Origin of the sequence: Mycobacterium sp. E3339 (assembly GCF_001666915.1) — a bacterium.
GTDB lineage: Bacteria > Actinomycetota > Actinomycetes > Mycobacteriales > Mycobacteriaceae > Mycobacterium.
This window is the reverse complement of sequence record NZ_LZIZ01000255.1, coordinates 1-10,410: the sequence shown is the minus strand read 5'-3', so window position 1 is coordinate 10,410 and position 10,410 is coordinate 1. Positions and strand designations below refer to the sequence as shown.

The following is a 10,410-nucleotide window of genomic DNA, read 5'->3' as shown; positions in this document are numbered from 1 at the left end:
CCACAATGGATCCGGGCAGTGACGGCTGGCGGCGGTATGTCGCGCTGATGGTTGACGCAATAGCGGTGAACGAGCGGCTACCGTTGCCGCCGGCGGCGGCGCTGCGTTACGAGGTCGACTCGAATAGCTGGCCCCTGTAAGGGGTTTAGTTGATCGTCGGTGATCAGAAAGCGTTTACCGGCAACGCGTCCAGGGCTCGAGGCCACCCGGCTACCGCTCGTTCACCGCTATTGCGTCAACCATCAGCGCGACATACCGCCGCCAGCCGTCACTGCCCGGATCCATTGTGGACAGCACACCGAAGAGCATGGCGATGAGGCGGGGCAGGTCGTCGGCGACGAGGTCCGCGCGGACCCGGCCCATTCGCTGGCCTTCGAGCATGAGGTCGCCCAGCGCCTCATTGAGCGACGCCGAGATGTCGGACGACAACGAACCGGCGCGGCGTGCGGCGGTCAGGAGGTTGTGCTCGCGCGCCCCCAGTGCGATCGCCGCTTCGATCAGTTGGGTGAGACCGCGCAACGGGTCGTCGGCGCGGCGGGCCTTGTCGATCGCCGGCGTGAGGTCCTCGGCGATGCTTTGGTCGAGCGCGGCCAAGACCAGGTCGACCTTGGTCGGAAACCTTCGGTAGAGGGTCCGCTCACCGACCCCCGCGCGGCGTGCGATCGCCTCCACCGGCGCGTCCGGCCCCAGTTCCCCGTACACGTCTCGCGCCGCGCGCAGAATGCGCTCGACGTTGCGCGCCGCGTCCGCCCGTAACGGGCGGTCCTCAACCGCGGTCATGGTGACAGCCTAACTGACGGTTGACTGCCACCTGGGCGAGCTTTACCCTCTATAACTGGCAGGCATCTGACAGTTAATGGGAAACGCAGTTCATGTCAACAACTTCCGAGGCGCGCCCCGACGCCGATCTTCCGGTGCTGCCCATCGCCCGGCCCGCCCGCTGCCCGCTCGCGCCCCCGGACGAGTTCGTGCAGTGGCGGGAACAACCGGGGCTGAGAAGGGCGATGTTCCAGGGCAACCCGGTCTGGGTGGTCAGTCGTTACCGGGACATCCGGGCGGCGCTGGTCGACCCGCGCCTGTCCGCGAAGACCATTCCCGACGCGATCATGCCGAAGGACGATGACAACAAGGTCCCGGTGATGTTCGCGCGGACCGACGACCCCGAACATCACCGGTTGCGGCGGATGTTGACCAGCAACTTTACGTTCAGGCGTTGCGAGTCGATGCGGCCGCACATCCAGGACATGGTCGACCACTATCTCGGTCAGATGATCGCGAACGGTGCGCCGGCCGATTTGGTGCGCGAGTTCGCCTTGCCGGTGCCGTCGATGGTGATCGCGCTGTTGCTGGGCGTGCCGCCGGAAGACCTCGAACTTTTCCAACGCAACACCACGACCGGGCTGGACCAGAAGTCCACCGACGCGGAAAAGGGCCAGGCATTCGGGGCCATGTACGCCTACATCGAGGAGTTGGTCGAACGCAAAGAACGGGAACCCGGTGACGACCTGATCAGCCGTCTGGTCACCGAATACGTCGCGACCGGCCAACTCGACCATGCCACCACGGCCATGAACGCGGTGATCATGATGCAGGCCGGCCACGAGACCACCGCCAACATGATCTCCCTGGGAACGGTTGCGCTGCTGCAACATCCGGACATCTTCGCCCGGCTCGGAAAAACGGACGACCCTGCCGTTGTCGTGAACATCGTCGAAGAGCTCATGCGCTACCTCACCATCGTGCACAGTCAGGTCGACCGCGTGGCAACCGAAGACGTGGTGATCGGCGGTCAGCTGATCCGTGCGGGCGAGTTCGTCATGATGAGCCTGCTCGCCGGCAACTGGGACCCCGAATTCGTCGACGATCCCGATTCCTTCGACCCCGGCCGAAACAGCCGCGGGCACTTGGGCTTCGGGTACGGAGTGCACCAATGCATCGGGGCGAACCTGGCCCGCGTCGAGATGCAGGTCGCATTCACCACGTTGGCGCGCCGATTGCCCGGGCTCAAATTGGCGGTGCCGCCGGACGAACTGAAATTCAAGGCGGCCAACATCTACGGCATGAAGGAGCTTCCGGTCAGTTGGTGACGAACGAGCTGCGATTCGACGATCAGGTCGCCGTAATCACCGGTGCCGGTGGGGGGTTGGGTCGGCAACACGCGCTGCTACTGGCCTCCCGAGGTGCGCGCGTCGTCGTCAACGACATCGGCGGCTCCGTGACGGGGGAGGGCGCCGACAGCCAGGCGGCCGCCGCCGTGGCCGAGGAGATCCGCCGGCTAGGCGGCGAGGCCGTCGCCGACAGCCACAGCGTGGCCAGTCCCGAAGGCGCACAGTCGATCATCGACACCGCCCTGAATTCCTGGGGTCGAGTCGACATCCTGATCAACAACGCGGGCATCGTCGGTGATGCGCCCTTCGAAGACATGACGCCCGACCGGTTCGAACCCCTCCTGGACGTGCACCTGAAGGGCGCCTTTCAGGTGACCCGGCCCGCGTGGCGGGCCATGCGCGAGCAGCGCTACGGCCGGATACTTAACACCTGCTCGGCGGCCGGAATCCTTGGGGCCGAACGCATGAGCAACTACGGCGCGGCCAAGACCGGGTTGATCGGCTTCACCCGGGTGTTGGCCGCCGAGGGGGCCGACCACGGCATCAAGGTCAACGCCATTGCGCCGATCGCCTTCACGCGGATGCTCACGCACTCGCTCGACGGAGCAGGCCCGCAAGATGACCCGGCGGCCCGGGGGGTACTCAATGACCTTGTCGGGCAATACCTTCAGAAGCTGGACCCAGCGCGGGTGGCCCCCGTGGCGGCCTTCCTGACGCACCGGGACTGCCCGGTTTCCGGCGAGATCTACACGGTGGGCGCCGGACATGTCGCGCGCTTCTTCATCGGCAGGACAAGGGGTTTCTTCGATCCGGAGCTTTCGGTCGAGGATGTGCGGGACCACCTCGACGCGATCCGCGACGAAGCCGGCTACACGGTCCCCCGTGGGCCCGCCGACGAGATGGCCGCGCTCTTTGCGACGATCATGAACAGCTGAACGCCGTGCCGATGCCGTCCGGCGCGGGGGCGGGCCGCAGGCAGCCGAACGGCTCTACGCCCGTGGGGCTCAATCGTGCCGCCGACTGGTGTGCGTAGTTCACGCAATACAGACCGGTTTGGTCGGCGCGGCAACGGTAGTCGCCGAACGACAGCGAATCGCCGTTGGCCAGTTCCGGTCCGTTGCCGTTGAGGAACGGTCCGGGATCGGCGCGCGCGGCACCCACCTGCAGATTCTGTCCGTCGAAGGTCACCCACCCGCCCTGCCAAGCGCCGTAGGCGGTCGGGGGCGCGGGCGGCGGATCGGTCAGGCTCACCAGGCAGAGCAGTGCGCCGGCGGTGTGCTTGGAATCCGTCATGCAGGAGTCCTTGCCGGCCACCGCGCTGAAGGCGATGTCGGCGCCGAGTGGCGTGGTCACCCCCTCGCGGGTCGCGCTGTGATACCGACCCGGATCCGCGGGGTGACCAGCCTCGATCCAGGTGATGACGTCCGACATGGGCGCCTTGGTGCCCGGGGCGCCCGCGGATGGCGGGGCGGCGTTCGTGGGGGAGTATCCCGAAACCGGCGTCGTGTTGGGCGGCTGGCGAGGGCCGCCCACGACCGTGTGGGAGCACCCGGCGACCAGGACCGACGTGGCGAGCAGCGCGGCAATCCGCATCCCGTCAGGCTAACCGCCAGGTACGGAAAAATAAGGCGCTGCGCGCGCGTTACGGCCGGCACGTCGGCTAACGTCGGGTTATGCATCAGCGCACGGTCCGTGCACGCACCACCATCGGCACTGTGGAGGGATTCACCCGCGACGGCGTCCACCGCTGGCGCTCCATCCCGTACGCCCGGCCGCCGGTCGGGTCCCTGCGACTGCGGGCGCCCCAACCGGCACAGCCGTGGTCGGGTGTGCGGCACTGTCACGGCTTCGCCAACTGCGCGCCCCAACAGCGGCGATACACCATGCTCGGGGTGGGCCGCTATCAGCCGATGGGGGAGGACTGCCTCACCCTCAACGTCGTGACCCCCGACGCCCCCATCGAAGAGCCGCTGCCCGTGATGGTCTTCATTCACGGTGGCGGCTACATCCTGGGCAGCTCGGCGACGCCGCTGTACGACGGCGCGGCGTTGGCGCGCCGCGGCTGTGTGTACGTGTCGGTGAATTACCGGCTGGGCGCGTTGGGATGCCTGGACTTGTCGTCGCTTTCGACCCCGCACATCACCATCGACAGCAATTTGTTCCTGCGCGATCTGGTGCTGGCGTTGCGCTGGGTGAAAGACAACATCTCCGCGTTCGGCGGTGACCCGGGGAACGTGACCATCTTCGGTGAAAGCGCCGGCGCGCACATCACCGCCACCCTGTTGGCGGTGCCCGCCGCCGAAGGCCTGTTCGCCCGGGCCATTTCGGAAAGTCCGGCCTCCGGCATGGTTCGGTCGTCGGAGACGGCCGCGGAATTCGCGGTGCGGTTCGCCGAGCTGCTGGGCGCGCGCCCGGAGAACGCCGCCGAGGCGCTGATGCAGGCGTCCCCGGCGCAGTTGGTCGACGCCCAACACCGGCTGATCGACCAAGGGATGGAGGACAGGCTGGGTGCCTTCCCGATCGGACCGGTCGCCGGCGACGACGTCGTGCCCGTCGATCCCGTCGAGGCGATGCGCCGGGGCAACGCCCACCGGGTGCCGCTCATCGTCGGCACCAACGCCGAAGAGGGGCGCTTGTTCACCCGCTTCCTCAAAATGCTGCCGACCAATCAAACGATGATCGAGGAGCTGCTGGCCGACGCGGAACCGTCTGCGCGCGAACGCATTACCGCCGCCTACCCCGATTATCCCGCGCCGTCGGCGTGCATCCAGCTCGGCGGCGACTTCGCCTTCGGGTCGGCCGCCTGGCAGATCGCCGAGGCGCACAGCGCGCACGCGCCCACCTACCTGTACCGGTACGACTACGCGCCCCGCACGCTGCGCTGGTCGGGCCTGGGCGCCACGCATGCCACCGAGTTGCTGGCCGTCTTCGACGTCTATCGGACCCGCTTCGGTGCGCTGTTGACCGCGGCCGCCGATCGGCGGGCCGCTCTGCGGGTCAGTAACCAGGTGCAACGGCGCTGGCGGTCGTTCAGCCACAGCGGGGCGCCGGGCCACGACTGGCCCGCCTACACCACTGCCGACCGCGCCGTCATGGTCTTCGACCGCAAGAGCCGCGTCGAGTTCGACCCACATCCGCACCGCCGGATTGCCTGGGATGGCTTCTCCCTGACGCGGTGACCTGGCACGCTGACCCTCATGCATGCCGAGACCGAACAAATCATCGAACGACCCGGGGACCTCACCGCCGCATGGCTGTCGGCGGCGATCGGCGCCGGAGATATCGACGACTTCTCCGTGGAGCGCATCGGCACCGGACAGATGAGCGAGTGCTACCGCGTGCGGCTCAACTACGCCGGCGGCGCGGCAACCCCCGACCGGCCCGGGTCGGTGGTGCTCAAGGTGGCGGCCACCGACCCGGTGAGTCGCCAAACGGGGTTGGCTCTGGGCCTTTACGAGCGGGAGGTGCGCTTCTACGGCGACATAGCGCCCCGACTCGGTGGGCCCATAGCGCCCTGCTACCACGCCGCCGTCGACACCTCGACGGGTGCGTTCGATCTGCTGCTGGGCGATGCCGGGCCGGCGGTCGTCGGGGACGAAATCGCCGGTGCGACAACCGAACAGGCCCGCCTGGCCGTCGTGGAGTTGGGCCGGCTGCACGGCCCGTTGCTCGGCGACACCACGCTGGCCGAGGCACCGTGGTTGAACCGTGAATCGCCGCTCAATCAGGCGATGATCGCGCCGCTGTACGCCGGTTTCATCGACCGCTACGGCGACCAGATCGCGCCGGAGCACCGCATGGTGTGCGAACGCCTGGTGGCGTCTTTCGACGGCTATCTGGCCGCCGAATCGGCGCCGGACCGCGTCCAGGGCCTGATGCATGGCGACTACCGACTGGACAACCTGTTGTTCGGCACCGCCGGCGCCGACCGGCCGTTGACGGTCGTCGACTGGCAGACCGTTTCCTGGGGGCCGGCCCTGACCGACCTGTCCTATTTTCTCGGCTGTGCGCTGCCGACGCCGGATCGGCGGGAGCAGTACGAGGCGCTGCTGCGGGCGTATCACGAGGCGTTGGGGCCGCAAACACTCCTCACGCTCGGCGACGTCACCGAAGGTGTTCGCCGGCAGGGCTTTTTCGGCGTGATGATGGCGATCGTCTCCTCGATGCTGGTCGAGCGCACCGAGCGCGGCGACCGGATGTTCATGACGATGCTGCAACGGCATTGCGATCATGTGCTCGACACGGACGCGTTGGCGACGCTGCCTGCCGCCCAGACACCCGAACCCTTGCGGCCCTCGGAGGAGGACGAACTCGCGCACGCTCCGACCGCCGAACCGCTGTGGAGCGAGAGCTGGTACGCCGACTTCGCCGATGCGCCACAGGGATTGGGCGGGTGGTTCCGCCTCGGCCTGGTCGCCAACGAGCGGACGGCGTGGGTGCACGCGCTGCTGTGCGGGCCCGACCTGCCGACCGTCGCCCTCGATGCGCAGGTGCCGCTGCCGGCCGACCCGTGGGAATTGCGCACCGACTCCTTCGAACTCGGCCACTGTGCGCCCGCGCCGCTGCAGACCTATCGCGTCGACATCCGGGCGCGGGCGCACGCTTACCCCGACCCGTCGGCGTTGTTGCGCGGAGAGCCGGGCACCCCCGTCGAGATGACGATGAACCTGGTCTGGACCACCGACGGCGTGCCCTACAAGTACCGCTTGACGACGCGATATGAGATTCCGTGCACGGTGTCGGGCACGGTCACCGTCGACGACGCCGCCTATCGCTTCGAGTCCGTGCCCGGCCAGCGCGACCACTCCTGGGGCGTACGCGACTGGTGGAGCATGGACTGGATTTGGAGCGCGCTGCACCTCGACGACGGCGCCCACTTGCACGGCGTGAACATCCGAATCCCCGGCGCACCGGCCTTCAGCATCGGCTACTCCCAGGACGCCGATGGGTCGCTCACCGAGCTGCAGACGTTGGATTCGCGGGAATCCTTCGGCGCCAACGGGTTACCGCTGGGCACCACTTTGACTCTCAGCCCGGGCGGACTCACCGCGGAGGTCGAGGTGCGTGGTCACGCACCCGTGCTCCTGACGGCCACCGACGGGCGGGTGAGTCAGTTCCCGCGGGCCTGGGCCACCGTCAAGACGGCCGACGGCCGGTACGGGGTCGGCTGGGTGGAATGGAACCGCAACCTCGCCGGAAAGGCCGAGTGAACGCAGCGACACCGGTCGTGGTGATGGGCGTCTCGGGATCGGGCAAGTCGACGGTGGGTATGGCGCTCGCGCAGCGCCTGCGGGTTCCCTTCGTGGACGCCGACACGCTGCACCCGCGGGCCAACATCGGCAAGATGGCAGCCGGTGAACCCCTGAACGACGACGATCGACGCCCTTGGCTGGACAAGGTCGGCGAGTGGTTGGCGAGCCACCCCGAGGGCTCAGTGGCGAGTTGCTCGGCGCTCAAACGCAGCTATCGCGACCAGTTGCGCGCGCACTGCCCGCAGGTCGAATTCCTTCACCTCGCCGGCACACCGGAACTGATCGGCGCCCGGCTCGCAGCCAGGACCGGTCACTTCATGCCCGCGACGCTGCTGAGCTCACAGTTCGGCGCGCTGGAGCCGCTCGGCGCCGACGAGTCCGGCACCACCGTCGACGCCGCCCAGGACGTCGACGCGATCGTCGACGAGTACCTCAGGAAAGCTTGCGACGGCCGGCCTTGACCTGCTCGTTGAGCCGGTCGCGCGCGGTGTCCGCCAGGTAGCCGCCGCGTGCGCGGGCCGTGTCGGCGAGGTAGCCGCCCCGCGCCCGAGCGGTTTCGGCGAGGTCCTCGCCGCGATCCAAGGCCGTGCTGGCCAGATCCTCACCGCGCTTGCGCGCCTTTTTGGCCAGCTTCTCACTGCGCTTGCGGGCCTTCTTGGCTAACGGCGCGGCCCAGTCGGCGGCGTCGTCGGCGAGTTCTTCGCCGCGCTTGCGGGCCTTCTTGGCCAGCGGCTTGCTTCGCTCGGCGGCCGTGCTGGCGAATTCACGGCCCCGTTCGAGCGCCGCCTCGGCGTAGGGTGCGCCGCGTTCGGCGGCGGTGCTGGCCAGTTCGCGGCCGCGTTCGGCGCCGATCTGCAGGCCGTGCACGATCTTCTCGCCCAACTCCGAGAAGTCGGTGTCGTCGTCCGAGCCCGGCAGCGCCGACGACACGCGCTCGGAGAGCCGTTCGGCCGCCCGGCGGCCACGCCAGCCGAGCGACGGCTTGCCCGCGGTGTCGGCGGACGCGATCAGCAGCCCGCCCACCAGGCTGAGGTCGGTGAGGAACTGTTGACGTTTCTGGGCTTTCGCCTGCGGATCGCTCTCGTTCCAGAAGGAGTGCGCCCCGAGGTTGGCCGGCAGCACCGTGACCGCGAGCGCGGCCGACGCCACGCGCGGCAGTTTGCCGGTGGCAAGCAGCAGGCCGCCGCCGATCTGAACGGCCGCGTTGATTTGCGCGAACGTCTCGGGGTCGCTCGGGATGTTGCCGCTGACCGAATTCGGCAGCGCCTGCAAACCATCCACCGCGGGGGCGGCGGCGGCCGCGGCCGATTTGGGGTTGAGCAGGGAATTGACTCCCTGGCCGATGAAAGCCACTGAAAGCAACGGGCGCGCGATTCTCCGGATGACCATGGGCGGTGGATTACCCGACTGGTTGGCGGACAAACCGCTCGCCCCATAAGCCCAGCACAACCGCCATCGCGGGCGACACCGATAGGGTGGACCGGGTGAGGGCGTTGATCATCGTCGACGTGCAAAACGACTTCTGCGAGGGCGGCTCGCTGCCGGTGACCGGCGGCACCGCCGTGGCGCCCGCCATCAACGACTATCTGGCCCGCGAGCAGGGCTACCAGCATGTGGTAGCAACCCAGGACTTTCACATCCAGCCGGGCGAGCATTTCTCCGACCGGCCGGATTACTCGTCGTCGTGGCCCCCGCACTGCCTCGCCGGAAGCCCGGGCGCCGACTTCCGGCCCGACCTCGACACCAGCCGCATCGAGGCGGTCTTCCGCAAGGGGAACTATTCCGCGGCCTACAGCGGCTTCGAAGGCGTCGATCCCAGCGGCACCCCGCTGCTGGACTGGTTGCGGCAACGCGGGGTCGACCAGGTGGATGTGGTCGGCATCGCCACCGACCAGTGCGTCCGGCGGACGGCGGAGGACGCCGCGCGGGCGGGCCTGCACACCAGGGTGCTGGTGGACCTGACCGCGGCCGTCGGCGCGGATTCGGCCGCGGCGGCGTTGGCGGAGATGCGGTCCGCGGGCATCGAACTGGTCGGCGGATCGTGAGCGAGCTGACACGGGAGCAACTCCTCGCCGCCGTCGAACGCTCACCGCGGGCCGCCGCCGCGCACGATCGCGCCGGATGGGTGGCGCTGTTCACCGATGACGGCCGCGTCGAGGATCCGGTCGGGTCGCGGCCGCACATCGGGCACGAGGCAATCGGCCGCTTCTATGACACCTTCATCGGCCCGCGTGACATCACGTTCCACCGCGACCTCGACATCGTCGTCGGCACCGTCGTCCTGCGCGACCTCGAGCTCGAGGTCGCCATGGGCTCCGCCGTCACGATGCGCATTCCGGCCGTGCTGCGATACGACCTGCGAAACATCAACGGCGAGTGGCGCATTGGCGAGCTGCGGGCCTATTGGGCGCTGCCCGCGATGATGCTGCAATTCCTGCGAGGCGGGGCACGCGCCGTCTCGCCCGGGCTGCAACTGTCGCGGGGCCTGCTGACCAATCAGCGGCTGCGCGGCACGGCCGGCTTCCTCGCCGGATTCCGGCGAGCGGGTGCGCGGCACCGCAGACGGGTGCAGACGTTCCTGGAGGCGGCCGCGCGAGGAAACCGGGCGGCCGCCGGGTGCGCGCTATCGCCAAGCGCCACAATAACTCTCGGTGACCAGGACGCGCTCGGCCTCGGTGGGCTGGTCGAGCGACTGGACGGCGCACGGGCCACCAAGGTAATCGGCGCGGGCCCCACGGTCACCGTCTCGGTCGACTCCGGCCATGCGCGCGGGATCCTGTTCGCCGACATGGCCTCGCGGGGCGAGGCCATCCGGCGGATCCGGTATTTCCCCGCCTGACCGCGATCAACGCAGCAGCGTCAGCGCCAGCGCCGCCACCGACATGCCCAGGTACGCCCCCGGAAACGCGATGTTGTAAAGGACGCCGGCCCGCAGGTGCGTCACCACGGCGCCGACGAAGAACAGCACCAAGCCGGTGGCGGCCGCGACGCCCAACACGGGCGGGCCCACCAGGCCCACGACGAGCCCGGTCGCGCCGGCCAGTTTGACC

General features: G+C 68.7%; 11 protein-coding genes and 1 pseudogene. 8 read left to right on the top strand and 4 right to left on the bottom strand.

Going from position 1 to position 10,410, the window contains the following annotated elements; all coding sequences use genetic code 11:
• Window positions 1-140: pseudogene (locus A5702_RS26050) on the top strand (TetR/AcrR family transcriptional regulator); the annotation flags it as partial.
• A 70-nt stretch (window positions 141-210) separates the two neighbouring features.
• On the opposite strand, the gene A5702_RS24720 reads toward A5702_RS26050, so the two are convergent.
• Window positions 211-780 carry a TetR/AcrR family transcriptional regulator gene (locus A5702_RS24720; protein ID WP_068224619.1) on the bottom strand — a complete coding sequence of 190 codons (570 nt, stop codon included), beginning with the start codon at window positions 778-780 and terminating at the stop codon, window positions 211-213.
• Between the two features lie 92 nt (window positions 781-872).
• On the opposite strand from A5702_RS24720, the gene A5702_RS27110 reads away from it, so the two are divergent.
• Both A5702_RS27110 and A5702_RS24710 read left to right on the top strand, forming a co-directional pair.
• On the top strand, window positions 873-2,087 hold the full coding sequence (locus A5702_RS27110; RefSeq protein ID WP_068224617.1) for a cytochrome P450: 1,215 nt from the start codon (window positions 873-875) through the stop codon (window positions 2,085-2,087).
• The gene (locus A5702_RS24710; RefSeq protein ID WP_068224614.1) at window positions 2,084-3,043 is read left to right on the top strand and encodes an SDR family NAD(P)-dependent oxidoreductase; all 960 of its coding nucleotides are present in this window, start codon (window positions 2,084-2,086) and stop codon (window positions 3,041-3,043) included. The genes A5702_RS27110 and A5702_RS24710 overlap by 4 nt, the downstream gene beginning before the upstream one ends.
• Here A5702_RS24710 and A5702_RS24705 read toward each other — a convergent pair.
• Complete coding sequence (locus A5702_RS24705) at window positions 3,030-3,701, bottom strand: hypothetical protein (protein ID WP_055399484.1); 672 nt, start codon at window positions 3,699-3,701, stop codon at window positions 3,030-3,032. The genes A5702_RS24710 and A5702_RS24705 overlap by 14 nt on opposite strands.
• Before the next feature lie 80 nt (window positions 3,702-3,781).
• On the opposite strand from A5702_RS24705, the gene A5702_RS24700 reads away from it, so the two are divergent.
• Genes A5702_RS24700 through A5702_RS24690 form a run of 3 tightly spaced genes read left to right on the top strand, consistent with a single transcriptional unit; the run spans window position 3,782 to window position 7,821 of the window.
• Window positions 3,782-5,287 carry a carboxylesterase/lipase family protein gene (locus A5702_RS24700; protein ID WP_055399486.1) on the top strand — a complete coding sequence of 502 codons (1,506 nt, stop codon included), beginning with the start codon at window positions 3,782-3,784 and terminating at the stop codon, window positions 5,285-5,287.
• Between the two features lie 18 nt (window positions 5,288-5,305).
• Entirely contained in the window at window positions 5,306-7,318 is a 2,013-nt protein-coding gene (locus A5702_RS24695) for a phosphotransferase (RefSeq protein ID WP_068224611.1), read from the top strand.
• Window positions 7,285-7,821 carry a gluconokinase gene (locus A5702_RS24690; protein WP_369817978.1) on the top strand — a complete coding sequence of 179 codons (537 nt, stop codon included), beginning with the start codon at window positions 7,285-7,287 and terminating at the stop codon, window positions 7,819-7,821. The genes A5702_RS24695 and A5702_RS24690 overlap by 34 nt, the downstream gene beginning before the upstream one ends.
• Here A5702_RS24690 and A5702_RS24685 read toward each other — a convergent pair.
• Window positions 7,793-8,749: a DoxX family protein gene (locus A5702_RS24685; protein WP_055404999.1), complete on the bottom strand. Its 957-nt coding sequence runs from the start codon at window positions 8,747-8,749 to the stop codon at window positions 7,793-7,795. The genes A5702_RS24690 and A5702_RS24685 overlap by 29 nt on opposite strands.
• Before the next feature lie 95 nt (window positions 8,750-8,844).
• Between A5702_RS24685 and pncA the strand changes: the two genes are divergently transcribed.
• Entirely contained in the window at window positions 8,845-9,405 is a 561-nt protein-coding gene (pncA, locus tag A5702_RS24680) for a pyrazinamidase PncA (protein ID WP_082459967.1), read from the top strand.
• Window positions 9,399-10,199 carry a ketosteroid isomerase family protein gene (locus A5702_RS24675; protein WP_067815922.1) on the top strand — a complete coding sequence of 267 codons (801 nt, stop codon included), beginning with the start codon at window positions 9,399-9,401 and terminating at the stop codon, window positions 10,197-10,199. Before pncA ends, A5702_RS24675 begins: the two co-directional genes overlap by 7 nt.
• Before the next feature lie 6 nt (window positions 10,200-10,205).
• On the opposite strand, the gene A5702_RS24670 is transcribed toward A5702_RS24675, so the two are convergent.
• The coding region (locus A5702_RS24670) for a DoxX family protein (protein ID WP_197506689.1) at window positions 10,206-10,410 on the bottom strand (205 nt) is incomplete at its 5' end.

Bases quoted from the DNA above. Each gene is read 5' to 3' on its own strand.
- A5702_RS24685 (WP_055404999.1), bottom strand. From the start codon at position 8,749: ATGGTCATCCGGAGAATCGCGCGCCCGTTGCTTTCAGTGGCTTTCATC.
- A5702_RS24695 (WP_068224611.1), top strand. From the start codon at position 5,306: ATGCATGCCGAGACCGAACAAATCATCGAACGACCCGGGGACCTCACC.
- A5702_RS24690 (WP_369817978.1), top strand. From the start codon at position 7,285: ATGGAACCGCAACCTCGCCGGAAAGGCCGAGTGAACGCAGCGACACCG.
- A5702_RS24700 (WP_055399486.1), top strand. From the start codon at position 3,782: ATGCATCAGCGCACGGTCCGTGCACGCACCACCATCGGCACTGTGGAG.
- A5702_RS24705 (WP_055399484.1), bottom strand. From the start codon at position 3,701: ATGCGGATTGCCGCGCTGCTCGCCACGTCGGTCCTGGTCGCCGGGTGC.
- A5702_RS24720 (WP_068224619.1), bottom strand. From the start codon at position 780: ATGACCGCGGTTGAGGACCGCCCGTTACGGGCGGACGCGGCGCGCAAC.
- A5702_RS27110 (WP_068224617.1), top strand. From the start codon at position 873: ATGTCAACAACTTCCGAGGCGCGCCCCGACGCCGATCTTCCGGTGCTG.